Genomic DNA, 24447 nt, shown 5'->3' with positions numbered 1-24447 from the left:
ATGCCCACGAGGATCCTCCCGGCTGTCGGCGACGCGGACGCGGTCCGGTCCATCACCACACTCCTCAGCCAGCTCCCGGACGCCGAGCCGATGGCCCCGGTGACCGACTCCACGCAGCTCATCGACGCCCTCGCCCGCCTCGCCGCCGAGTCGATCGACGAACTGCCCGAGGTCGTCGTCGTCCACGAGCGCATCGGACCGGTTCCCGCCCTGGAACTCATCCGCGAGGTCGCCCTCCGCTTCCCGGCCGTCGGCGTCATCCTCGTCACCTCCGACGCCAGCCCCGGCCTCTTCCAGGCCGCCATGGACTACGGCGCCCGCGGCCTGATCGCCCTGCCGCTCGGGTACGAGGAGCTGGCCATCCGCGTCCAGGCGGTCGCCCAGTGGTCGGTGGGCGTACGGCGTCACCTCGGCGCCGGCGGCGACGTGTTCACCGGCGTCGGCGGCACCGTCGTCACGGTCAGCGGGGCCAAGGGAGGCGTGGGCGCGACCCTCACCTCCATCCAACTCGCCCTCGCCGCCCAGGCGTCCGGCCGCAGCACCGCCCTGGTCGACATGGACCTCCAGACCGGGGACATCGCCTCGTTCCTGGACGTCCAGTTCCGCCGCTCGGTCGTCGACCTGGCCACCATCACCGACATCTCGCCCCGCGTCCTCGCCGACGCCGTCTTCCGCCACGACACCGGCCTCGCCCTGCTGCTCGCCCCCGGCGAGGGCGAACGCGGCGAGGAGGTCACCGACCGCGCCGCCCGCCAGATCGTCAGCGCCCTGCGCTCCCGCTACGAGATCGTCGTCGTCGACTGCGGCTCCCAGCTCAGCGGCGCGGGCGCGGCCGCCGTGGAGATGGCCGACACCGCGCTGCTGGTCACGACTCCGGACGTGGTGGCGGTCCGGGGCGCCAAACGCACGGTACGGATGTGGGACCGGCTGCAGATCCGCAAGGCCGAGGAGACGACGGTCGTCGTCAACCGCCACTCCCGCGGTACGGAGATCCAGCCCCCGCTGATTCAAAAGATCACCGGCACCGCCGTCGCCGGCACCGCGATCCCCGCCAACTTCAAGGAACTCCAGAGCGCGGTGGACGCCGGCCGCGTCCACGAACTCGACAACCGCAGCACCGTGAAACAGGCCCTGTGGGGTCTCGCGGGAGAGCTGGGCCTGGTCAAGGGGTCCGAGTCGCCCGGCCACCGCGCCGGCCGGCTGCGGAACGGCGACCGGTCGGCGATCGGCTTCCGGCGGCGCAGAGAGCTGGGGAGGTAGGGATGCGCCGTCCCCGGTGGAAAGACGACGACGGCCAGGTCACCATCGAGTTCCTCGGCATGACCCCGCTGATCATCCTCACGCTGGTGCTGATGTGGCAGTTCGTGCTGCTGGGATACACGTACACGCTCGCGGGGAATGCTGCGGACGAGGCGGTACGGGCGGCGACGGCGGCGGACCCGGGTGCGCGGCAGGGCGCGTGTCAGCAGGCGGGCCTGGACAAGCTGCCGGGCGCGTGGAGCGGCACGGTGGAGTGCAACACGGCCGGCGGCTATGTCACGGCCGACGTCCATCTCGAAGTCCCCGTCCTCTTCCCCGGCTCGATCGGCTTTCCGTTCACGGTCGACGGCCACGCGGGCGCCGTAGAGGAGGAGAAGGACTGAGATGTCGTACGACGGGAAGGGGAGGGCTCGCCGCACCGGCCGCGACCGCGGCCAGGTCGCCCTCGAGTACCTCGGGTTCATCCCGATCCTGATCCTCGTCGCGCTGGCGGGGGTACAGATCGGGCTGATCGCCTACACCGCCCAGCAGGCCGGGACCGCCGCCCGGGCCGGAGCGCGCGCCGCCTCGCTGGACCTGGGCGCCCAGGACGGCTGCCAGAACGCGGTCAGCGACTGGCTGGCGGACGGAACCGAGTGCACGGAGGCGCGCGGCGCCGACGAGGTCACCGTCACGGCCACCGTCGACATCCCGTCCGTCGTCCCCGGCTGGGACTTCGACCCCGCCCGGAAGACCGCCACCATGCCGCTCGACCACTGAGGACGCACCCATGAGCCTGCGGTCACGCATCAACACCCCGGAAGAGAACGGCAGCCGGGGCGAGGACGGCCACCTGGTCGCCTCCTACCGGGCCAAACTCCTGGAGGAGATCGACCTCGCGGAGATGAGTTCGCTCGCGGCGGCCGAGCGCCGGGCGCGGCTGGAGCGGGTGCTCGGGCACATCATCAGCCGTGAGGGTCCGGTCCTGTCGACGGTGGAGCGCTCCCAGCTGATCCGCAGGGTCGTCGACGAGGCGCTCGGACTCGGCATCCTGGAGCCGCTGCTCGAAGACGCGTCGATCACGGAGATCATGGTGAACGGCCCGGACGCGATCTTCGTCGAACGCGGCGGCCGGGTCGAGCAGTTGCCGCTGCGCTTCCCCTCCCACGACCAGCTGATGCAGACGATCGAGCGGATCGTCTCGACGGTCAACCGACGGGTGGACGAGTCGAACCCGATGGTCGACGCACGCCTCCCCTCCGGCGAGCGCGTGAACGTGATCATCCCGCCCCTGTCCCTCACCGGCGCCATCCTCACCATCCGCCGCTTCCCCCGCTCCTTCACGCTCCAGGAGCTGGCGGGCTTCGGCTCCCTCGACGACCACATGCTGTATCTGCTGGCGGGCCTGGTGCAGGCGAGGTTCAACATCATCGTCTCGGGTGCCACGGGCACCGGGAAGACCACGCTCCTGAACGCCCTGTCCGGTCTCATCCCCGACACCGACCGCATCATCACCATCGAGGACTCGGCCGAACTCCAGCTCCAGCAGCGGCACGTGGTCCGCCTGGAGTCGCGCCCGCCGAACGTGGAGGGCCAGGGCCGGGTCACCATCCGCGACCTGGTCCGCAACTCCCTGCGGATGCGCCCCGACCGGATAGTCGTCGGTGAGGTCCGCGGCGGCGAGTCCCTCGACATGCTCCAGGCGATGTCGACCGGCCACGACGGCTCGCTGGCCACCGTGCACGCCAACAGCGCCGAGGACGCGCTCATGCGGCTCAAGACCCTGGCGTCGATGTCCGAGGTCGAGATCCCCTTCGAGGCGCTGCACGACCAGATCAACAGCGCGATCGACGTCATCATCCAGCTGACCCGGTTCGCCGACGGCGTCCGCCGCATCACCGAGATCGCCCTGCTCGACAGCCACGGCAGCGAGCCGTACCGCATCGCCACGGTCGCCCGCTTCAACGCCCAGCCGATGGCGGCCGACGGCCGGATCTACGGCCGCTTCGAGTACTTCCCCATCCCGCGCCGCGCCGCCGACCGCCTCTACATGGCGAGCCAGCCCACGCCCCAGGCCTTCGGCGTGGCCCAGTCCGCAGACCAGCTAGCCACCCGAGTAGCCAGGTAGGAACGACCCCCATGGATCTCGAGACCCTCGTCACCCTCACCACCGGCATCGCGCTGCTGACCTGCGTCCTCGCCGTGATCGGCGTCCACACCTACGCCAAGGGCAAAGCACAGCGGGCCGCACTCGTCGAACGCCTCTCGGCCGCCGGCCAGATACCGCTCACCGGCCGCCGGCGCCGCTTCCGCAACCTGGACCGCCGGCTGCGCGGCACCAATCTCGGCCGGAAGCTGGAGCTCCGCCTGGCGGCGACCGGCCTGGACATCACCCCCGGCGAGTTCTTCGCCGCGATGCTCGCCGCCGTCGCCGGCCTCTGGCTGATCGGCCAGGCCACCCTGGCCCCCTTCTTCGGCCCGATCGCCGGACTGCTCGGCATCTGGGCGGCGGTCCAGTTCCTCAACTGGCAACGCCAGAAACGCATCGAGAAGTTCATCAACCAACTCCCCGAGATGTCCCGCATCCTGGCCAACGCGACCCACGCGGGACTGGCCCTGCGGACCGCCATCGGCATGGCGGCGGAGGAACTGGAGGCCCCGGCGGGCGAGGAACTCGCCAAGGTCGCCAACCAGTTGGCGATGGGCGCGACGATGGACGACGCGCTGGGCGAGATGGCCGAACGCCTGCCCTCCCGCGAACTGGTCGTCCTCGTCACCACCCTGGTCCTGTCCAACCGGGCGGGCGGCCAGGTCGTCAGCGCCCTGCGGAACCTGACCGAGACGCTGGAGGAGAGGAAGGAGACCAGGCGCGAGGTCCGTACGCAGCTGTCCCAGGTGAGCATGACGTCGTACGCCGTCCCGGTCCTGGGCGTCGGCTCGCTCTTCCTCATGAACGGCGTGAAGGACGGCGCCCTGGACCGCATGACGGGTTCGCCGGTCGGCCAAGGGGCGGTGATCATCGCGTTCGCGCTCTACGCGGTGGGCTTCATCCTCATCCGCCGCCTGTCCCGCATCGACGTCTGAGCAGCGGGGGATCACATGATGGCACTCCTGCTCGCCCTGCTGATGGGCCTCAGCGTCTGGGGCATCTTCGCCGGCATCCGCATGTACCGGGCCGACGCGAAGCTCCCCAGCGACCTGGCGCTGGCCCTGGAGGTCGGCGCCACCCGCACCGGCGCGGTCGACTCCCTCATCGACCGCATGGGCATGCGCTACGCCCCCGCGGTGCTACGGCTGATGGGCCCCAAGCAGGTCGCGAAGTACCGCCGCAAGATCGACCTCGCGGGCAACCCCGGCGGCCTGACCATCGACCGGTACGCGGCCCGCCGGGCGGTCTACGGCTTCCTGGGCGGCGTCGGCTTCCTGGTCTTCCTGCTCCGGGGCGACCTCCTGGTGGCCCTCCTGCTGCTGGCCTTCGGCGCGTTCTGGACGGAGGTCGGCATCTGGTCGGCGATCCGGATCAGGAAGGACGTCATCGAGCGGACCCTGCCGGACTTCCTGGACGTGCTCGCGGTCGTGGTGAGCGCGGGGCTGGGCTTCCGGCAGGCACTCGATCGGGTGGCGTCGAAGTACGAGGGCCCCTGGGCGGACGAACTCCGCATCACCCTCCGCCAGATGGACCTCGGGATGAGCCGCCGCCAGGCCTTCGCGGAACTGCGCCGACGCAACGACTCCGAGCAGGTCGCGATGTTCGTGACGGCGTTGCAGCAGGGGGAGGAACTGGGCGCGCCGATCGTCGACACGCTGGTGTCCCTGGCGAAGGACATGCGCCGGACCGACGCCCAGAACGCCCGCCGCAAGGCCGCGAGGGCGGTCCCCAAGGCCACGATGATGATCACGACGTTCATGGTCCCGGCCACGATGATCCTGCTGGGGGCGGGGTTGCTGCTGGGCTCGGGGACGGACTTCGGGTCCATCACAGGGGAGTAGGGAGGGGGACGGCATGGTGACGGTGACCGGACACACGACCGCCGACGGCGATCAGGCCTCGCAGGGAGCGAGGGGAGTGAGGGGAGCGAGGGGGCCGCAGGGGACTCACGGGCCCCAGAGGGCGCACCTCGGCGCACCCGCCCTCTCCGTCCAGGTCAACGCCCTCCAGGCCATGTGCCGCCAGGTCTTCGGCTTCCGCCTCGCGATGATCGCCGTGGCCGCCCCCGCCGCGCTCCTCAACGCCAACCCCGGCCTGGGCGTCCGCCTGGTCGGCGCCGCCGTAGTGGTCACCTTCATGACGTCGTACGTCCTCTTCAGGGACTGGGAACGCTTCGGACCCCTCCTCCTCCGCCACCCCACCCTCCTCGCCGCGGACACCCTCCTGGGCTCCCTGCTCCTGATCTCCGCGGGCCCGGACACCACCCTCGCCTACGTCAGCGTCTGCACGCCGCTCCTCGCCGGCATCGTGTACGGCTGGCGCGGCGCCGCCGTCTTCGCCTCGCTCCAGTCCCTGATCCTCCTGCTGGTCCACGCGACCCTGAAGGACGGACCCGATGTCGGCCTGGCGGAGCGACTCCTCCTCCCCGGCCTGTGCGTCATCACCGGCGCGGTGGGCTCCACCCTGCGCAACCTGATGCTCCGCTTCGGGACGGCGACGCAGGCGCTGGCCACCGTCAGGGCCCGCCTCGCCGTCACGGAGGCGGTCGGCGCCGAACGGGCCCGCCTGGCCCGCGAGATGCACGACTCCGTGGCCAAGACCCTGCACGGCGTGGCCCTCGCGGCGGACGGCCTGGCCCACACGGCAGGGTCGCCGGACCTGGACCCGGCCCGCGTGAAGCAGCAGGCCGAACTCGTCGCCCGCGCCGCCCGCCGAGCCGCCGCCGAGTCCCGCGAACTCCTCACCGACCTGCGCCGCGAGTCGGACCCGGCCCACGCCACGGACGTACTGTCCGAACTGGCCGCCCGCACCCAGGACTTCACCGCCCGTACGGCCCTCCCGGCGTCGTACCACCCCACCGGCGAGACCACCGAGCCACCCCTCGTCCCGCCCGCCGTGGCCCGCCAACTCCTCTCCATCGCCGCGGAAGCGATGGAGAACGCCCACCGCCACGCGTTTGCGACACACGTGGACGTCCGCGCGGGCGTCGTCCACGGCGACCTGCTCCGCATCAGCGTGTACGACGACGGCCGCGGCCTCCCGCCCGACACCACCCTCGAAGACCTCCGCAGATCGGGCCACTTCGGTCTGGTCGGCATGGTCGAGCGCGCGAAGGCAGTCGGTGCCCGGATCGAGATAGGCCGGGGCGCCCATGCGAAAGGCACGGAGGTCCTACTGGAACTCCCCTTGGCGGCAGTGACCCCGCCGCCCCCCTTATCCACCACCCAACCCCCCACCACTCCCTGAGAGGAGGCCGAAAGATGCCGGACCAGCAAACGCCACGCCGCACCCACCTACGGGTCGTAGTGGCGGACGACAACCCGGTCGTACGCGCAGGCCTCACCGCCCTGCTCTCCGGCCGCCCGGACATCACCGTCGTCGCGGAGGCCACCAACGGCCAGGAGGCCTGCGAGGCGGCCCGCGACCACCGCCCCGACGTGGTCCTCCTGGACGTTCGCATGCCCGGCACGGACGGCATCTCGGCACTCCCGTACCTGGTGAGGATCGCCCCGGTCCTGATGCTGACGTACAGCGCGGAGCCGGAGACCGTCCGCGAGGCGATGCGCCGAGGTGCCGGGGGCTACCTGGTCCACGGTGAGTTCACGGTGACGGAACTTGTCAGCGCCGTACGAGCGGCCGCTGCCGCGACCCATCAGAGTGCTACTGCATACGAAAATGTGGACGCGCTCATTCCACAAGTGAATGATGAACTACCAGCTCCACCAGGCTATTTCGCCCTGCGAGCCATCCCGGGCCCCCGTAATTTCCCCAAAGGGCTTTCGCAACTGCAACCAACTGTGGGACAGTCGTCGAGGTCGCGGTTCCAGCTGAGTACGAGGGAGGCGGAGATCATGGACCTCATCGCGTCGGGGATGAACAACCAGCAGATCGCCGCCGCCTGCTTCATCAGCGAGAAGACGGTCAAGAACCACATCAACCGCATCTTCGCCAAGCTCCACAGCACAAGCCGCTCCCAGGCCGCCGCGAAGTGGCTCGGCACGGCGCCGAGTTCCTACCGGGAACTGGGGTGAGCTGTGGTGACGGGGAATTGGGCCCAGGGGCCCTCGGCAGGACAGGGTGTTTCGCCATACGTTGGGTCCATCGCTTGCCGGTCGGCCGCCATCGGAGGGGAACCCCATGAGCAACTGGATCAACACCACCGTCGCGTACCTGCGGACTCGAGCGGTCCGCAACGACGAGGGCCAGACCGCGGTGGAGTACCTGGGCATCATCGCGGTGGTCGTGGCGATCGTGCTGGCGATCACCGGGACGGACATCGGCAACACGATCTTCGACGCGATCACCACTCAGATCGCGAACGTGACCGGCGGCTGATCCGGCTCCGCAGGCAAAGCGACGCAGGGCAGGCTTTCCCCATCTACATCACAGTGGTGGGGGGCCTGCTCTTGCTTGCGTTCGCGTACCTTGCGGTCGGCCAGGCCGCGGCGAATCGAAACGGTGCGCAGACGGCCGCCGATGCCGCGGCGCTGGCGGCAGCCCTGGACACCCGGGACCAACTCGCAGGCCAGTGGGTCGAGGACGTACTCGACCCGACCCAGTGGCCGGGCATTTTCGAAGGCAACGTGCCAGGAATTGTGAACTCCTGCGAGCGGGCGAACCAGCTGGCCGCCCAGAACGACGCCGGCGAGGTGGACTGCGCTCCGGTGGGGCTCCTGGGCTACAGGGTCGAGCTGAAAACCAATAAGCCCGTGGGAGACTCCATCGTTCCCGGTACGGAGAACATTCACTCAACGGCGTCCGCCACCGCTGTTATCGAGCCGCTCTGTGAGTTCGAGCTCCCGGGGGAGGACGCGGCGGACGACGTCCTGCCGCAACTCACCTGCAAGGACGACCAGACCTGGGAACTGGACCCGGACGACCTCACCGTTCTGCCGGAACCCCAGGACCTCTTCGACGTCCATCTGGCCGACTGACAAGCGAACGACGAGTGATGAAGGAAGCGGAGAGATGAGCAATCGGTTCACTGCGAGGGCCCGCAGGGGGATGGTCGCGTTGACCGTTGCGGCCGGTCTGGCCGTCGGTGTGGCCGGCTGCGGCGGAGGCGGCGGCGACGACAAGAAGCCGGACACCCCGGCGTCCGCCTCGAAGGAGAGCGAGTCCAATCCGAGCGCTCAGGAGGGGCAGTCGGACGAACCCCTGGCCGAGTTGAAGGGCCAGGACGGCCTTCTTCTCCAGATCACCTCTGCCGAGCGTGATGCCGGTGGGTTCGTCACCGTGAATGGCACCCTGAAGAACGACGCCGACGAGGGCGTGGCCGTTCCTGCCGCGGTGCGGGGCGAGGAGACCGAGATCGTAAGGAACGGTCGATCACTCGGCGGTGCCACCCTCGTCGACTCAAAGGGCAAGAAGCGGTACTACGTGCTCCGCGACACGGACGGCCGTCCGCTGACAACGACGGGCTTCTCCACCCTCAAGGCGGGCGAAAGCCTCGCTGTGTTCATGCAGTTCCCGGCACCACCCACGGATACGACCGAAGTAGCCTTCCAGTTGCCGACCTTCGCCAGCGCCACGATCACGATCTCTGGGTGAGGCCGACATGAACCCCACGGCCCCCCGCCTCGCCCTGACCCTCACCGCCGCCTCCCTCATGGTCGCCGCGAACCTCCTCACCGCCACGACCGCCCACGCCGACGACTCGCCCAGCGTCCCCCCTGGCACCGAACCCTCCGCCTCCGCCCCGGTCAACGTCGACGCCAACGACCCCGACCTCAAGCTCCCCGAGGGCGCCACCCTTGCCGAGGCCAAGGTTCTCGACATCAAGCAGGTCGTCGAAGACCAGAGCGGCGACGAACGCCGTGAGGACACCAACGCGGACGTGAAGTTCGCGCTCCAGGCGGAGGTGCTGTTCGGCAAGGACAGCGCGAAGCTGAGCGCGGAGGCGAGGGCCCGTATCTCCGGGATCGCGGAGGAGATCAAGACCCAGAACGCGACGAGGATCCGCGTCTTCGGCTTCACGGACAACCTCGGCTCCTCCGCCCACGGCGACGTCCTGTCCAGGCAACGCGCCAACGCCGTACAGGCAGTCCTGGACCAGGAACTGAACGACCCGAACGTCACCTTCGAGGTCCGCGGTTACGGCGAGCAGTACCCGATCTCCTCGAACGCGACGGAGTCCGGCCGGAAGAAGAACCGACGGGTGGAGGTCTCGTTCCCACGTACGGAGAGCTGAGCGGATTGCCGCGCAGGGAGGTGTTGCCACGTACACCGTCGCCCGGGTGGGCAGAGCCATGGTGAGGCGACCAGGGCGTTCGTAGCCTCGTCGGCATGGCAGACAACGTGACTCACCACGACAGGCCCACGCGGCGCCACACGCTCCGGCTCGCCGCATCGGTCGGCGGTGCCGCCCTCGCGGTCGGCGTCGGCGCGGGTACGGCGCGGGCGACCGACTCAGGCCGCACGACGGAACGTACGCACCGTGCCGTCCGTACATACGTCCTGGTCCACGGCACCCACAGCGCGGGCGCGTTCTGGACGGCGATCGGCAGGGAGCTGGCGCTGCGCGGGCACCGCGTCGTCGCGGTGGACCAACCGCTGCACGGCACCGAGAAGTTCATCCCGAAGGCCTACCAGGCGCAGGACCTGCGGGCCCTCGCGACGGAACCCTCCCCGGTCGCCGCGCTCACCCTGGACGACTTCGAGCGGCGGGTGACGGGCGCCGTACGCCGTGCCGCACGTCTGGGCGGTCCGGTCGTGCTGGTCGGGCACAGCCTGGGCGGCGTCTCGGTCAGCAGGGTCGCGGACGCCGTACCCGAACTCCTCGCGCACCTCTGCTACCTGGCGGCCTTCTGCCCGAGCCGCAGCATGCCGTCCCCGGACGCGTGCACGGCCTCCCCCGAGGGTCAGCGCTCCATCACCCCGCTGGAGCAGATGGTCGGTGACCCGGAGAAGCTGGGTGTACTGCGCCTCAACTGGCGTACGTCCAACCCCCGCGACCTGGCCGTGTTCAAGGAGATGATCTGCGCGGACTACACGGACGCCGAGTTCCTGCGGGTGCTGGAGGGCATGCAGACGGACGAGTCGGTGACGGCGTACGCGGGCCGGGCGGTGGGCCGCGCGCACACGTGGGGCCGGGTTCCCCGCACGTACATCAGGTGCGGCAAGGACAGGACCGTGTCCCCGGAGCTCCAGGACCGCATGATCGCGGAAGCCGACGAACTCACCCCGGACAACCGCTTCACGGTCCACAACTTCCCGAACGCCAACCATCTCGGCCCTTCGGACCCGACGCGGGTGACGGACCTTCTGCACGGCCTGCTGCCGTAGTGCTCCCGGGGGCTCCCAGGCCCCCAGGTGCCCCCATCGAACCAGTCGCCGGCTCCTACTCCGCCTTCACCTCAACCGCGACCCGAACCCCGACCCGCAGCCCCCACCCCGCCATCACCCCGGCCTCCGCCTCCAGCACATGCCGTGCCCTCACCCTCGGCAGGCCCAGTCGCCCCGGCTTCATATTGCGTACGGCGATGACCTTGAGTCTTCGGTCCAGGTACGCGACATCGATGGGCATGCGCATCCGGAACGTGTGGACGCCGCCGGCGGGGGAGAGGAGCATCGCCCCGTCGACGGAGTCCCGGCCGAGCAGGCCCTTCGTACGGGCCCGGTACGACGCGGCGATCTCCAGCGGGACCCTGACGACCGCCCCGCCCTCGCCGGGTACGACCAGTTCTCCCCGCCCGTCACGCCACCGACCCATGGCGAGCCACCCACCTCTCCCTCTGCGCCTCCCTATTCATACGCGAGACAGCGACTACGGTGGTCGCCGATTACCCGACAGATGACACCAGACCCGACAAGACAGGTGTGGCATGCGGAAGATCGTCCTCGTGAGTGCGGTGTCTCTCGACGGCTACATGGAAGGCCCTGACCGTGACATCAGCTGGCACCGGGCCGACCCCGCCGAAGAAGTGCACCGGCACTTCAACGACCTGCTCCCGCGCTTGGGCGCCATCCTGTACGGCCGGGTGACCTACGAGGCCATGACCGCGTTCTGGCCCACGGCCGACTCCGACCCCGAGGCCACTGAAGCCACCGTCGAGTTCGCCCGTGTCTGGCGGGACATCCCGAAGATCGTGTACTCGCGGACGCTGGAGCACGCCGGCTGGAACACCACCGTCGCGCGGGAGGTCGTCCCCGAGGAGGTCCGGGCCCTCAAGGAACAACCGGGCGGCGACCTTCTCCTCAGCGGCGCCGACCTCGCCGCCGCCTTCCTCCGCCACGACCTCGTCGACGAGTTCCGTGTCTTCGTCCATCCCGCCCTCGTCGGCGCCGGCAAGCCCCTCTTCCCGGCGCCCGGAACCCCGGCCTCCCTCCGATTCATCGACTCCCACACCTTCGGCAACGGCGTCGTCCTCCTGCGCCACGAGCGCGACCGCACCGCCGACGCGTGACCACGCGCGACAGCACTCCCTTCGTCAGCCCGGCCGGTGATCCCCCGTAGCCCCGTCGATGAGCTCCCGCAGGATGTCCATGTGGCCAGCGTGTCTCGCGGTCTCCTCGATCATGTGGACCAGGACCCAGCGCAGGGACACGGAGTCGTCCTCGCGCCAGGCCGGACGGCCCTGTTCGTCCAGGGACAGGGCGGAGATCGTGCGGTCGGCGGCGGTGCGGGCTCGGCCGTAGAAGTCGGTGATCCGGGACGTCGGCTCGTCCTCGCCCACCACCATGTCCTCGTACGGGTCGAACCACAGCGGCTCGACCTCGCCGCCGAAGGCCCCCACGAACCAGCCGTACTCCACGGACCCCAGATGCTTCACCAGGCCGAGCAGGTTCGTGCCGGACGGGGTGACCGGCCGGCGCAGCTGCTCGTCGTCCAGCCCCTCCAGCTTCCACAGCACCGCGTCCCGGTGGCGGTCCAGGCTCGCGCGCAGCGTCTCCTTCTCCCCGCCCGCGTACGGCATGCCCGAAGCGTCCGGTACTCCCGGTACTCCTGGTACTCCCTGAACACCCTGACTCGTCATGGTGTGAAAATTAACAGCGGCCACTGACAACGCCCTGGGACCATCTCCCCATGGCAGAGCAGCACGGCACGATGGACCACGGAACGACGGACCACGGCACGACGAAGGACGTGCGGCGGCGACGCGGCTTCGAGGAGCTCCTCGCCGAGGGCGCCGCCGTCCCCACCGAGGGCTGGGACTTCTCCTGGTTCGAGGGGCGGGCCACCGAGGCGCGGCCCTCCTGGGGCTACGCGCGCTCGGCGGCCGCCCGGCTCGCCGCCGCGACCGCCGCGCTCGACCTCCAGACCGGCGGCGGCGAGGTCCTGGACTTCGCCCTCGGCGCAGCCGCCCCGAAGGCACCCGCGCTCACCGTCGCGACCGAGGGCTGGCCGCCGAACGTGGCCAAGGCCACCGCCCTGCTCCGCCCGCGCGGCGTCGCCGTCGTCGCCTCGCCCCAGGACGCGCCGCTGCCCTTCGCGGACGCGGCCTTCGACCTCGTGGTGAGCCGGCATCCCGTCGACCCCAACTGGCCGGAGATCGCCCGTGTTCTAGAGCCCGGCGGTACCTACTTCGCCCAACACGTCGGCCCCCGCAGCGTGTTCGAGCTCGTCGAGTACTTCCTCGGCCCCCTGCCGCCGGAGACCAGCGCCGACCGCCATCCCGATCGCGAACGCGCCGCCGCCGAGGCCGCCGGCCTGGAGGTCGTCGACCTGCGCACCGAGCGCCTCCGTATGGAGTTCCACGACATCGCCGCCGTCGTCCACTTCCTGCGCAAGGTCGTCTGGATGGTCCCCGGCTTCACCGTCGAGGCCTACGAACCCCGGCTTCGCGCCCTGCACGAGCAGATCGAGTCCGAGGGCCCCTTCGTCGCCCACAGCACCCGCCACCTCTTCGACGCCCGCAAGTCCAAGCCATGAACCCGACGCCGGTACGCGGCGTCACGTCACGCGTGCGGCCCCGCCGTCACCTCCCCCACCACCAACTCCGCGTTCGCCTCCAGCACTTCGCCCACCCGCTCCGCCTGCTCCGCCAACTCCCGCTCCTGCCGCGCCGTGAGGCGCCCGAGCGGCTCCACCGTGACGGTCGTACGCCGTCCCTGGCGCCGCTGGTGCCACACCCCCGCCACCACCCCGTCGACGAGCAGCACGGGGAAGTTCCCCGCCTGGCCGCGTGCCAGCGCCCGCTCGTACGCGGCTCCCGGGAACAGCAGCGCACGGGGCTGCACGGCGATGCCGTACGCGTCGAAGTAGGGCAGCAGCCGTACGCCCCGGACCGGCCCGTCGGGGAAGGCGGTGTCGTCGGCCGCCACCCAGGCCGGTGCGCCCTCGAAGGCGACCTCCTCGATCTCGCCCGCCTCCGCCAGCTCCCGGAACAGCCCGCCGGCCCAACCGCCCGGTGCGGCGAGCCACTTGGCGAAGTACGCCGGTGTCGAGGGGCCGTAGGCGCGCAGATAGCGCCGTACGAGCTCACGTACCGCCTCCTGGGCCGGCAGCGGGGCGAAGTGCGGCGGGCGGGTGTACGTCACCTTGCGGCCCCGGTTCGGGCCGAAGCACAGGGCGCCGGACTGGCCCGCCCGGTGCATCACCTGCCGCCAGCGCGGCCACATGTCCTGGAAGGCGGGCATCACCGGGTCGCCGGCCCAGGGGCCGGTACGGGCGACGACCTCCTCGCTCAGCTCGTCGATGGTCAGACACACGCCGTCCAGGGCGTCCCCGATCGCCGCCACGATCTGCCCCGCCTGCTCCTCGGTGACCCGGGCGCCCGGTGCGAAGGGACTCGCCCCGGACGGTACGGCCGTCAGCGCGGCGCTCCACACCGGCAGTTCCCGCGCGGCGAGCAGATGGACGGTCCCGCGCGGACCGTGCGTCTTCACCAGCGAGCGGTCCTCCCACAGTGCGGCCCGTACGTCCGCCCGGGCCGTCCCCGTGCTCCGTACGCCCACCGACACCTCCGCCGCGGACAGCACCTGCGCATGCGCGGCGAGCATCGCACCCACGATGTCGGCGGCCGGGGTGCCCTCCTTGGCAGGAGTGGCCAGGAACTGACGTTCCAGCCGCCGTGCACTCGCCTGGTCCCACGTGATTCTCACGGTCATGCGGCGAGGGTAGGACGGTAGGAGGTCAGATCGTGTCCTAGTTCGGTGTGTCCGGGTTCTCCATAAATGCCCAGCGAGGATGTGTGCCCCGTATTTCCATGCCTCTACAGGGTTTCCACATTGTTATCGCAGGCGGCTCACCTCCGCCGCGCATCTCACGTAAGTTCAGACCAAGGTAATTCGCGTGAGCAAAGCTGCGCGGCCGGTACCGTGCAGTGGAGGGGGCTGCGCGGTGCCGCGGCCACCGCCGACACTCCCGGCGTCAAAGGCGCGCTCACCCCGCCCTCACCCGGAAGAGGGAAGCGCACCGAACCTCCCGGATCTCCCCGCAACCTTCCGATTCCCCTGAGAATCCGCTGTGTTCCGGCCATGAACCCGCTCCTGAGAGGCCCTCGAACGGCCACCGGGCCGTCGCTGTCCGACTCCGGAGAGTAGTTGTGGCACGCCGATGCACGCAGCATCACTTACGAAGGGTTATGGTGGAAACCCCCCCTCGGGCCGGTCCGTATCCCCCCCACGGACCGGCCCGTTTTTTGTTTCTCACAGGGGGCACCCGTAGGAGATGCGGGGCCACCTCCCCGGGGGGCGAGCCCGCCGCCACAGGCGCCGCAACCCTCCCGCACCCCACACCACACGCCCGCGATACCCTTCGCTCCGCGGGGACCGCCACCGTACGGAGGGGCTGACAATCACGTGAACCTGCGCGACAAGCTGCGCAGCCTGCTCGTCAGGCTGTACGCACGCCGGGTGGAAGGCCACCTGGACCACGCCCAGGTGCCCAAGCACATCGGTGTCGTCATGGACGGCAACCGGCGCTGGGCGAAGGCCGCGGGTTCCACCACAGCCCAGGGTCACCGCGCCGGTGCGGACAAGATCGAGGAGTTCCTCGGCTGGTGCACCGAGACGGACGTCGAGGTCGTCACCCTCTGGCTGTTCTCGACGGACAACTTCGACCGGCCGCAGGAAGAGCTGGTCCCGCTCTTCGGGATCATCGAGGACGTCGTCCGCTCCCTCGCCGCCGACGGCCGCTGGCGCGTGCACCACGTGGGCACGCTCGACCTGCTGCCGCAGGGCATGCAGCGCACCATCAAGGAGGCCGAGGAGGCCACCGAGAAGGTCGACGGAATACTGGTCAACGTCGCCATCGGCTACGGCGGCCGCCAGGAGATCGCCGACGCGGTCCGCTCGATGATCCTGGACGCCGCCGACAAGGGCACCTCGATGGAGGACCTCGCCGAGTCCGTCGACGTCGACATGATCGGCCGCCACCTCTACACCGGCGACCAGCCCGACCCCGACCTGGTGATCCGTACCAGCGGCGAGCAACGGCTGTCCGGATTCATGCTCTGGCAGACGGCCCACTCGGAGTACTACTTCTGCGAGGTCTTCTGGCCGGCCTTCCGCAAGGTCGACTTCCTGCGCGCCCTGCGCGACTACGCAGCGCGCCACCGCCGTTACGGCGGCTAGTCGACCGCGTTCCGCCGGCCGGGGCGGCCAACCCGTCGAGGGCGCCCGAATACCCCGTTTGGGGCGGAAGTAACAAGGAGTTCACCAGCGCGCCGTCATATGCACTGGCATGGCGGCGCATGTTCGAGGGCATAAGCCAAGCAGGTCGACGCCCGAACCACGGGTGTCGTATCTCAGCGGACGGCACGGGGCCGTCCGCCCGGGAGGCCCTTTGCACCAGCCCGACCGTGCGGTCACAGCGCGGACGACAAGGCGGAGGGCCGGTTCTCGGTCCGTGCAGAGCGGCCGACGACCGGTCCAGCTCCACTCCGTCGCTCCCCGACCTCATCCGAGGGGGTACGTCCTTCCGTGGTGACCAGCACAAAGCGCCACAAGCCAGACCGGCGCACTTATGTTCTCGACACCAGCGTCCTGCTGGCCGACCCGCACGCCCTGAACCGCTTCGACGAGCATGAAGTCGTGCTGCCGATCGTCGTGGTCACGGAACTGGAGGCCAAGCGGCACCATCCCGAACTCGGCTACTTCGCCCGGCAGGCCCTGCGCCTGCTGGACGAGTTCCGCGTCCAGCACGGCCGCCTTGATGCTCCTATCCCGATCGGGGATCTCGGCGGGACCGTCCGTGTCGAGCTCAACCACTCGGACCCCAGCGTCCTGCCCAGCGGCTACCGCCTCGGGGACAACGACTCCCGCATCCTCGCGGTCGCCCGCAATCTGCAGGCCGAGGGATTCGACGTCACGGTTGTGTCGAAGGATCTCCCGCTCAGGATCAAGGCCTCGTCCGTGGGGCTCCTCGCCGAGGAGTACCGCGCCGAGCTCGCGATCACGGACGCCTCCGGCTGGACCGGAATGTCCGAACTGACCCTGCCCGGCGAGCAGGTCGACATCCTCTTCGAGGAGGGGCAGGTCTACGTCCCCGAGGCCGCGGACATGCCCGTGCACACGGGGCTGATGATCCAGTCGGAGCGCGGCAAGGCGCTCGGCCGGGTCACGCCCGAGGGCAACGTCCGGGTGGTGCGCGGGGACCGCGAGGTCTTCGGCATCAAGGGCAGGAGCGCCGAGCAGCGCATCGCGCTCGATCTGCTCCTCGACCCGGACGTCGGGATCGTGTCCATGGGAGGCCGGGCCGGCACCGGCAAGTCGGCGCTCGCGCTGTGCGCGGGGCTCGAGGCGGTCCTGGAGCGCCGTCAGCACAAGAAGGTGATGGTCTTCCGGCCGCTGTACGCGGTGGGCGGGCAGGAGCTCGGCTATCTGCCCGGCTCCGAGTCCGAGAAGATGAGCCCCTGGGCACAGGCGGTCTTCGACACGCTGTCCGCGGTCACCAGCCGCGAGGTCATCGAGGAGATCAGCGCCCGCGGGATGCTGGAGGTGCTCCCGCTCACTCACATCCGCGGCCGCTCCCTGCACGACGCGTTCGTGATCGTGGACGAGGCGCAGTCGCTGGAACGGAACGTCCTGCTGACCGTTCTGTCCCGGATCGGCGCGAATTCACGGGTCGTTCTGACCCACGATGTGGCGCAAAGGGACAATCTGCGAGTCGGCCGCTACGACGGAGTCGTCGCCGTCGTCGAGAAACTGAAGGGGCATCCGCTCTTCGCCCATGTCACGCTGACGCGGTCCGAGAGGTCCCAGATCGCGGCCCTTGTGACCGAAATGCTGGAGGATGGGCACATCTGAGAAGCTCGGTCCAATTAGGGCCGGTTACGCGGTAGTTGGCGCCGTTCGGAAAGGCAGTGAGCCTAGCCGGGCGGCGCCTTCGCGCGTGGAGCTTTCTCGGAATCCCCTGGCCCAAACGAGATGTGAGCTTTCACACGCAACTCAGAATTGCCTTGCGGCGTCCGGTTACGGCAGAGTCTCACTCCTGTCAGGCCCCGCATACGGCACACCTGTACCCCCAGCGGTACGGCACCACAGAAGCACCACATCAACTCCATATCGTCGCCGTATGCCGCCCGCTCACCACGCGGCGCTCCCCGCAAGGGAGTTGCCCACCGGGCCCGCGCCTCCGTGACCCCGCAGTTGGGAGGCCAGTGCCAGGGGCACGATTGCGTCCGCCAGGGTCACCGAAGCGGGCGATGCTGGAAGGAAACCGTGTGAGCCCGATTTCGGTCCGGGGATTCGCAGTGGCCTCTGCCACGGCGGTCACCGCTGTCGGAAGCGTTGTTGGAGTTGCCTCGGGCAGCACCGCGCAGAACAACGACGCCGAGGCGACTGCAGCCGACTCGACGCTCCTCGCAGACATCCCCGCGGGTCAGCAGGCCCAGGTACAGACCGCCTCGCTGACACAGCAGGCGGACGTACAGGCCATCGCCGCGGACGCGAGCGCCAAGAAGGTGGCGGAGGAAGCGGCCCGCAAGGCTGCCGCCCAGACCGCGATAGAGAAGAAGGAAGCCGCCGAGAAGGCTGCCCAGGAGGCCAAGGAACGCGCCGAGGCGGAGACCAAGGCCAGCCGGGACTCCTCCAGCTTCCCCGTCCAGAACTCCTACACCATCGCGCAGATCCAGGCGATGGCGCAGGCGATGGTGTCGAGCGGCCAGTGGCAGTGCTTCAGCAACATCGTGGACCACGAGTCCGACTGGAACTATCGGGCGGTCAACCCCTCCTCCGGCGCCTACGGTCTCTTCCAGGCCCTGCCGGGTTCCAAGATGTCGTCGGTCGGCGCCGACTGGCAGACCAACCCGGCCACCCAGATCAAGTGGGGCCTCAACTACATGGACAGCCGCTACGGCAGCCCGTGTGAAGCCTGGTCCTTCTGGCAGGCCAACAACTGGTACTGAGCCCGCGACGCTCAACCCCGCGCAGCCCCTCCCCGTCCTAGGGGGAGGGGCTTTCGGCATGTACGGTCGGTGCGGACGACGCCAGGGGGAGTGGTGGGGAGAGACGGGGAAAAGGGACGGATCATGTCACCAGTGCCGGGGTGGCTCGGTCGGGTCGGCGCCAAACTGACCGACATGGGTGAGCGGTTCGGCGAGCGCCGGGCCGAGGCGGAGCGCGAGCACGCGGAGGCGGAGGAACGCGACCTGCCTCCCGCCCACCGTCCGCTGCCCGCCGATCCCACGCCCCCGGTCGCCGCGGACCGCCCGGATCCCGCCCTCGCCGTGCCCTGGGGCGTCCGGGTCGCCGCCGAGGCCGGCTGGCGCCTGCTCGTCCTCGCCGGCACCCTCTGGGTCCTGATGCGGGTCATCAGCGCCGTGCAACTCGTCGTGCTGGCGTTCGTGGCGGCGCTGCTCATCACCGCGCTGCTCCAGCCGACGGTGGAACGGCTGCGGCGGCTCGGCTTCCCCCGCGGGCTCGCCACCGCTCTCACCGCGATCCTCGGCTTCGTCGTCATGGGTCTGATCGGGTGGTTCGTGACCTGGCAGGTCATGGAGAACATCGACAACCTCTCCGACCAGGTCCAGGACGGCATCGACGAGCTGCGCAAGTGGCTGCTCAACAGCCCCTTCCACGTCACCGACAAGCAGATCAACGACATCGCCGAGAACCTGCGCGACGCGGTCGGCGCGAACACCGACCAGATCACCTCGGCGGGCCTGGAGGGCGTGACGGTCGTGGTCGAGGCGCTGACCGGCATACTGCTGGCGGCCTTCTCGACGCTGTTCCTGCTGTACGACGGCCGGCGCATCTGGGAGTGGACGCTGAAGCTGGTGCCGGCGGCGGCCCGGCCGGGTGTGGCGGGCGCGGGCCCGCGGGCCTGGCGGACCTTGACGGCGTACGTCCGCGGCACGGTGATAGTGGCCCTGATCGACGCCATCTTCATCGGCCTCGGCATCTACTTCCTCGACGTCCCGATGGCCGTCCCGCTCGCCGTCTTCATCTTCCTGTTCGCCTTCATCCCGCTCGTCGGCGCGGTCGTGTCCGGGGCGTTGGCGGTCGTGGTCGCACTGGTGACGCAGGGCGTCTTCACGGCGGTCATGGTGCTCGTGGTCGTCCTCGCGGTGCAGCAGATCGAGGGCCACATCCTCCAGCCGTTCATCCTGGGCCGCGCGGTCCGGGTGCACCCGTTGGCGGTGGTCCTGTCGGTCGCCGCGGGCGGGATGGTCGCCGGCATCGGCGGTGCGGTGGTCGCGGTGCCCTTGGTGGCGGTGACGAACACGGTGGTCGGCTATCTGCGCTCGTACTCCCACGAGGTCGCGCTGAAGCAGTCGCCGAGGCCCAGGGGCGCCACGGCGGTGGAAACGGCACCGACGGAGCCGCCCCCGGCGTCGTAGACCACGCGCCAACCGTCTCGGCGGGGCGAGAGCAGAGGTCTTGGGCACTTCTTGTCCGACCGAGACGGGTGATGGGTGGGCATAGGCCCGGGGGTCTGGGGGCAGAGCCCCCAGCTGACGGCAACGACAACGCCGGTAGTTGTCAAATGGGCGCTGTCCCAAGCCAGTTGGACAACCGGAAGGCTCAACTAACGCCAGTCGGCGACAGCTCGGAATACCGCGTCCGGAATATGCGCCCGGCCTGATACACATGCCTCCCTCGGTGCTGCTCACACAGATAGGGGAGTCGGACACATGGACCACATGGACCACAAAGCCCTGGCGCTGGAAATGCGCGGCCTGCGCGAACAGGTCACCGGGATCACCGACACCGCCCTCGCCGCCGCCGACGGACTGCTGATCGCCGCCGACACCGCCGACTCCATCGACCCGGAGGGCCTCGCCGCCCTCGCCGCGGCCGGCCTCGGTCTCGCCCGCCGTACCGCCGAGGCCACCGCCCGCGGCAGCCTGCGCCGGACGGTGACCTACGGCAGCCACGGCTGCGCCGCGGTGTACGCCGTCGGCGACACCGCGCTGATGGTCGTCCTGGGCGACGAGGGGATCGACGTGGACGAGCTCCACCGCGCGACCCAGCCGACTCTGCGCCGTATCGGCTCGATCCTCACCGACTCGGAAACAGCCTGAAGGAACCGGCGGGGCCGCGCGCGGGCTACTCCGTCCGCAGCCCGTCCGGCCGCATCAGCCTCAGCAGCGGTGGCAGGCTGAGCAGCGTCACCACCAGGACGACCGCGGCACCGACGCCGGTCATCGACAGCACGCTCGGCCAGTCCACGCGCACCCCGTTGCCCGCCATCCGCAGCAGGACCGCGCCCAGCGTCAGCCCCACCACCGAGGCCAGCAGCAGGCCGAGCGCGATCGGGATCGCCGTCTGCCACAGCACCGACAGGCTCAGTGTGCGCCGCCGGGTGCCGAAGGCGACCAGCGCCGACAACAGCCGCTTGCGCTCGCGGAGTTGCTCCAGCTGTGAGACCAGGAGGCTGGCGCCGATGAGGGCGAGCACGCAGGCGGCGCCGACGAACAGGCCGGTGCGGATCGCGGTGTAGCGGTCGGCCCGCTGGACCGACTGCCAGACCATGGGCTCCGTCAGCGGGTCGATGGTCGCCGCCGTGTTCCGCACCAGGTCGCGGACGTCCGGCACGGACTCGTCGAGCTTGAGGTAGAGCTGTCCCTCCAGGGCCGCGCCGGCCGCGGCCGGCAGTGCCTTCGGGGTGATCAGGAAGCCGCCCCGCTCCGACCCGGTCGGGTCCGGGCGGGTCTGTGCCTGCTTCATGTCCGAGGGGACCACCCAGGGCACCTCGGAGTTCTTCACGTCGCCCTCGTAGGACGGGTCGAGGTACAGCGTCTGTCCGGCCTTCGCCAGCTTCTGCGTGTCGGTGTCGTAGTCGGCACCCCGTACGGCGAACACGTCGCCGTCCCGGCACGAGGGCAGCGTGGCCACCTCCCGCAGTGACGCGCAGTCCGCGACGGTCACCTGGGTGCCGAGGACCGGATCCGTGCGCCGCTCGCCGACGTATCCCCCGGAGTACGGGTAGACCTGGCGCACGCCCTCGGTCCGCCGGAACTTCTCGGCGGAGGGGCCGAGCGGTTGCCCGTCCCCGAGCGTCACCTCCATCTGCGCCAGCGAGACGTCGTAGCCGGTGTTCTTCGTGTAGTCGCTCTCCACCCCGGCGAACAGCATCTGCAGCGCGATCGCCCCGGCCACCGCCACCGCGATGCCGTTCACCATGCGGGCTGCCGCACCGCTGCTCATCTGGAGCCTGCGCACGGCCAGTTGCCAGGCGACGCCGCCCGAACCGAGCCGGGCCACGACCGCCTCGACGATCCACGGCAGCAGCGCGGTCACGCCGACGAGCAGCAGGACGACACCGCCGGTGACGAGGTACTGGTTGAAGTCGCCCTCGTCGCGGCCCTGTCCGACCATCGGGTAGAGCATCGCGAGCCCGCCCAGCGGCAGCAGCAGCCGCCACCACAGCCGGCGCCGCGCGGGCTTCGCCGTACGCACCACACCGAGCGGCTCGATGACCACACCGCGCAGCGCGAACAGCGTCACCAGTACGGCGGCCGCCGGCACGGCGAGGCCGACCAGCAGGGCGAGCACGGGGGAGGGGTTGAGGTAACTCGGGAACACGCTGATGTCGAAGACCTCGACCGAACCCGCCACTTCACGGCCGATCAGGAAGAAGCCCGCCCCGAAGACCAGCCCGAGCACCGAGCCCGCGAGGGCCTCGCCGGCGGCGATCCGCCGGGTGGACCGGCTGTCGGAGCCCACCAGCCTGAGCGCCGCCAGCCGCCGGTCGCGCCGCTCGCCGCCGAAGCGCACGGCCGCGGCGATGAAGACGGCGACCGGCATCAGCAGGACCACGAAGACGACGAGGATCAGCAGGAGCAGGACGGGGTCCATGTCCTCGGAGCTCCCCTGGGAGAGCCCGAACTTCTCGATCCGCGCCGCCCCGCCTCCGCCGAGCTTCTGGGCGAGGTCCTGGCCGCCCCGGTAGAAGGCGAGCTCGGCCGAGCCGATCAGCCCGCTCTCGCCGATCGTGCCGACGATCCGCTGCGGCAGCCGCTCCCGCAGCAGCTTCCCGGAGCCGGACTCCAGGAGGTCCTTCAGGGCGGGGGAGACCACCATCTCGCCCCGCGCCGGGAACTTCTCCACGCCCGGCGGCAGCGGCGCCCGCGGTCCTTCCGGTTCCAGCTCCCGCCCCCGGACGTTCTTGTCGCGGAAGGTCGTACCGGACTGCGCGATCAGGAGGGAGTGGTCCGACCTGGACACCTCGGTGTCGGTGTCGCCGTAGTAGAGGTCGTTGCGCGCGGCCTCCCGGTCGTCCCGGACGGCCAGCGCGTTCGGCAGCGCGGTCGTCAGCAGCAGCAAAGCCACCCCGAGCCCCACGCCGACGGCCGTCAGCACCGCCCGCATCCACCCCTCGCGCCCCCCGGCGAACGCGAACCTGACGCCCATGGCCAGGTCCCGCCCCCACTGCCTCACCCTCATACGACGCGCTCCATGTCCCGGGACTTCCCGTCCCGTACGACGATCTCGCGGTCGGAGTACGCGGCCACCCGCGCCTCGTGCGTGACCAGCACGACGGCGGCGTTGGTGGACCGGGCGGCGTCCGTGAGCAGCTCCATCACCCGCTCGCCGTTGAGGGAGTCGAGCGCGCCGGTCGGCTCGTCGGCGAACAGCACCCGCGGGTTGGTGACCAGCGACCGCGCGACGGCGACCCGCTGCCCCTGCCCGCCGGACACCTCGCCGGGCCGCTTCTTCCGCAGGTCGTCGACCTCCAGCCGCTCCATCCACCCGAGCGCGGTCCGCTCGGCCTCCTTGCGGGAGGTGCCGTTCAGCCTGAGCGGCAGAGCGACGTTCTCCACGCAGGTCAGTTCGGGCACCAGCTGCCCGAACTGGAAGACGAACCCGAAGTCGCTGCGCCTCAGCGCACTGCGCTGGGCGTCGTTCATGGTGGCCATCTCGCGCCCGTTGTACGTGATCGACCCGGAGTCGGGCGGCACGATCCCGGCGAGACAGTGCAGCAGGGTCGACTTGCCGGACCCGGACGGGCCCATCACGGCGACGACCTCACCGGGGTGGATGGAGAACTCGGCGCCGTCGAGGGCGACGGTCGGGCCGTAGGCCTTGCGCAGCTCGTCGGCCGCGAGCAGGGAACCGGCGGGGGCGGTCACTTGGTCACCACCTCGGCGAGCTTCTCCAGCCGCGCGGCCGTCAGTTCCAGCCAGCGCAGGTCGGCCTCCAGATGGAACAGCGCGTGGTCGCAGATCAGCTGGTCGGCGAGATCGCCCTTGCGCTTGCGGTCGGTGAGGATCCGCATCATGCGCAGGTGCTCGGCGCGCTGGGTGTCGAGGATGTCGCCCGCGTCGCGCCGGGTGAGCAGCGCGAGGACGACCTTGGTGTACAGCGTCGACTGGAGGTACGGCTCGGGCTTCTCCGGAGTGGCGAGCCACCGCTGTACGTCGGTGACGCCGGCCTCGGTGATGGCGTACCGCTTGCGCTCGGGCCCGCCGCCGGGTTCGATCCCGTCGACCTCGACGAGCCCGTTCTTCAGCAGGCGGGACATCGTCGAGTAGACCTGGCCGTAGTGCAGCGGCCGGTCGTGACCGAACTTCTCGTCGAAGGCCCGCTTCAGGTCGTAACCATGACAGGGGCCGGACTCCAGGAGTCCCAGGAGGGTGTGACCGATGGACATGAGGGGACTGTACATGGGGTGTATACCCCGCATGTATACCTGGAGTGTGTACGTCGTGGCGGGGCGTACGGCGGTGCAG

General features: G+C 70.2%; 26 protein-coding genes. 20 read left to right on the top strand and 6 right to left on the bottom strand.

What is annotated here, in order from left to right:
- The 13 genes from OG252_RS19685 (at position 1) to OG252_RS19625 (ending at position 10672) form a co-directional block, all read left to right on the top strand.
- The gene (locus OG252_RS19685; RefSeq protein WP_266434322.1) at positions 1-1260 is read left to right on the top strand and encodes an AAA family ATPase; all 1260 of its coding nucleotides are present in this window, start codon (positions 1-3) and stop codon (positions 1258-1260) included.
- Between the two features lie 2 nt (positions 1261-1262).
- Positions 1263-1643 (top strand): TadE/TadG family type IV pilus assembly protein, encoded by a 381-nt coding sequence (locus OG252_RS19680; RefSeq protein ID WP_266434320.1) that lies wholly within the window; start codon positions 1263-1265, stop codon positions 1641-1643.
- Position 1644: 1 nt separating this feature from the next.
- Positions 1645-2019 carry a TadE/TadG family type IV pilus assembly protein gene (locus OG252_RS19675; protein WP_266434318.1) on the top strand — a complete coding sequence of 125 codons (375 nt, stop codon included), beginning with the start codon at positions 1645-1647 and terminating at the stop codon, positions 2017-2019.
- A 10-nt stretch (positions 2020-2029) separates the two neighbouring features.
- Positions 2030-3367, top strand: a complete 1338-nt coding sequence (locus OG252_RS19670; RefSeq protein ID WP_329337571.1) for a CpaF family protein — start codon at positions 2030-2032, stop codon at positions 3365-3367.
- Between the two features lie 11 nt (positions 3368-3378).
- Positions 3379-4323: a type II secretion system F family protein gene (locus OG252_RS19665; RefSeq protein ID WP_266434314.1), complete on the top strand. Its 945-nt coding sequence runs from the start codon at positions 3379-3381 to the stop codon at positions 4321-4323.
- Positions 4324-4341: 18 nt separating this feature from the next.
- Positions 4342-5229 (top strand): DUF5936 domain-containing protein, encoded by an 888-nt coding sequence (locus OG252_RS19660; RefSeq protein WP_266448118.1) that lies wholly within the window; start codon positions 4342-4344, stop codon positions 5227-5229.
- A 172-nt stretch (positions 5230-5401) separates the two neighbouring features.
- Positions 5402-6634, top strand: a complete 1233-nt coding sequence (locus tag OG252_RS19655; protein ID WP_329345167.1) for a sensor histidine kinase — start codon at positions 5402-5404, stop codon at positions 6632-6634.
- A 14-nt stretch (positions 6635-6648) separates the two neighbouring features.
- Complete coding sequence (locus OG252_RS19650; RefSeq protein ID WP_329337569.1) at positions 6649-7419, top strand: response regulator transcription factor; 771 nt, start codon at positions 6649-6651, stop codon at positions 7417-7419.
- 106 nt (positions 7420-7525) lie between these two features.
- Positions 7526-7723 carry a Flp family type IVb pilin gene (locus tag OG252_RS19645; RefSeq protein WP_329337567.1) on the top strand — a complete coding sequence of 66 codons (198 nt, stop codon included), beginning with the start codon at positions 7526-7528 and terminating at the stop codon, positions 7721-7723.
- On the top strand, positions 7723-8322 hold the full coding sequence (locus OG252_RS19640) for a pilus assembly protein TadG-related protein (RefSeq protein WP_443068496.1): 600 nt from the start codon (positions 7723-7725) through the stop codon (positions 8320-8322). The genes OG252_RS19645 and OG252_RS19640 overlap by 1 nt, the downstream gene beginning before the upstream one ends.
- A 34-nt stretch (positions 8323-8356) precedes the next feature.
- The gene (locus OG252_RS19635) at positions 8357-8938 is read left to right on the top strand and encodes a hypothetical protein (protein ID WP_329337565.1); all 582 of its coding nucleotides are present in this window, start codon (positions 8357-8359) and stop codon (positions 8936-8938) included.
- Between the two features lie 7 nt (positions 8939-8945).
- Positions 8946-9578, top strand: coding sequence for an OmpA family protein (locus OG252_RS19630; RefSeq protein ID WP_266434307.1), 633 nt, complete (start codon positions 8946-8948; stop codon positions 9576-9578).
- Positions 9579-9673: 95 nt separating this feature from the next.
- Positions 9674-10672, top strand: coding sequence for an alpha/beta hydrolase (locus OG252_RS19625; protein ID WP_329337563.1), 999 nt, complete (start codon positions 9674-9676; stop codon positions 10670-10672).
- Between the two features lie 55 nt (positions 10673-10727).
- Here OG252_RS19625 and OG252_RS19620 read toward each other — a convergent pair whose 3' ends face one another.
- Complete coding sequence (locus OG252_RS19620; RefSeq protein WP_329337561.1) at positions 10728-11099, bottom strand: DUF192 domain-containing protein; 372 nt, start codon at positions 11097-11099, stop codon at positions 10728-10730.
- A gap of 112 nt (positions 11100-11211) precedes the next feature.
- Here OG252_RS19620 and OG252_RS19615 point away from each other — a divergent pair, with 112 nt between their 5' ends.
- Positions 11212-11793, top strand: coding sequence for a dihydrofolate reductase family protein (locus OG252_RS19615; RefSeq protein ID WP_329337559.1), 582 nt, complete (start codon positions 11212-11214; stop codon positions 11791-11793).
- A gap of 24 nt (positions 11794-11817) precedes the next feature.
- On the opposite strand, the gene OG252_RS19610 is transcribed toward OG252_RS19615, so the two are convergent.
- Entirely contained in the window at positions 11818-12303 is a 486-nt protein-coding gene (locus OG252_RS19610) for a DinB family protein (RefSeq protein WP_266434299.1), read from the bottom strand.
- Positions 12304-12434: 131 nt separating this feature from the next.
- Between OG252_RS19610 and OG252_RS19605 the strand changes: the two genes are divergently transcribed.
- On the top strand, positions 12435-13259 hold the full coding sequence (locus OG252_RS19605) for a methyltransferase domain-containing protein (protein ID WP_266448112.1): 825 nt from the start codon (positions 12435-12437) through the stop codon (positions 13257-13259).
- 26 nt (positions 13260-13285) lie between these two features.
- Here OG252_RS19605 and OG252_RS19600 read toward each other — a convergent pair whose 3' ends face one another.
- The gene (locus tag OG252_RS19600; protein ID WP_329337557.1) at positions 13286-14437 is read right to left on the bottom strand and encodes a winged helix DNA-binding domain-containing protein; all 1152 of its coding nucleotides are present in this window, start codon (positions 14435-14437) and stop codon (positions 13286-13288) included.
- Positions 14438-15130: 693 nt separating this feature from the next.
- Here OG252_RS19600 and OG252_RS19595 point away from each other — a divergent pair.
- From OG252_RS19595 to OG252_RS19575, 5 genes are all read left to right on the top strand, one after another.
- Positions 15131-15904 carry an isoprenyl transferase gene (locus tag OG252_RS19595; protein WP_266434295.1) on the top strand — a complete coding sequence of 258 codons (774 nt, stop codon included), beginning with the start codon at positions 15131-15133 and terminating at the stop codon, positions 15902-15904.
- Positions 15905-16252: 348 nt separating this feature from the next.
- Positions 16253-17578: a PhoH family protein gene (locus tag OG252_RS19590; protein WP_266434293.1), complete on the top strand. Its 1326-nt coding sequence runs from the start codon at positions 16253-16255 to the stop codon at positions 17576-17578.
- A gap of 398 nt (positions 17579-17976) precedes the next feature.
- Positions 17977-18678 (top strand): transglycosylase SLT domain-containing protein, encoded by a 702-nt coding sequence (locus OG252_RS19585; RefSeq protein WP_329337554.1) that lies wholly within the window; start codon positions 17977-17979, stop codon positions 18676-18678.
- Positions 18679-18801: 123 nt separating this feature from the next.
- Positions 18802-20112: an AI-2E family transporter gene (locus tag OG252_RS19580; protein WP_329337552.1), complete on the top strand. Its 1311-nt coding sequence runs from the start codon at positions 18802-18804 to the stop codon at positions 20110-20112.
- Positions 20113-20415: 303 nt separating this feature from the next.
- The gene (locus OG252_RS19575) at positions 20416-20796 is read left to right on the top strand and encodes a roadblock/LC7 domain-containing protein (protein ID WP_329345165.1); all 381 of its coding nucleotides are present in this window, start codon (positions 20416-20418) and stop codon (positions 20794-20796) included.
- Positions 20797-20821: 25 nt separating this feature from the next.
- Here the strand turns inward: OG252_RS19575 and OG252_RS19570 are convergent, their stop codons facing one another.
- The 3 genes from OG252_RS19570 to OG252_RS19560 are packed head-to-tail and all read right to left on the bottom strand — an operon-like array spanning position 20822 to position 24368.
- Positions 20822-23161, bottom strand: coding sequence for an ABC transporter permease (locus OG252_RS19570; RefSeq protein ID WP_329337550.1), 2340 nt, complete (start codon positions 23159-23161; stop codon positions 20822-20824).
- Entirely contained in the window at positions 23158-23847 is a 690-nt protein-coding gene (locus tag OG252_RS19565) for an ABC transporter ATP-binding protein (protein ID WP_266434284.1), read from the bottom strand. The genes OG252_RS19570 and OG252_RS19565 overlap by 4 nt, the downstream gene beginning before the upstream one ends.
- Positions 23844-24368, bottom strand: coding sequence for a PadR family transcriptional regulator (locus OG252_RS19560; RefSeq protein WP_266434283.1), 525 nt, complete (start codon positions 24366-24368; stop codon positions 23844-23846). The genes OG252_RS19565 and OG252_RS19560 overlap by 4 nt, the downstream gene beginning before the upstream one ends.
- Positions 24369-24447: the final 79 nt, after the last annotated feature.

The sequence above is a fragment of the Streptomyces sp. NBC_01352 genome (assembly GCF_036237295.1).
Lineage (GTDB): Bacteria > Actinomycetota > Actinomycetes > Streptomycetales > Streptomycetaceae > Streptomyces > Streptomyces plumbiresistens.
Note: the sequence above shows the minus strand (reverse complement) of the source record. Positions and strands in the feature narration are given on the sequence as shown.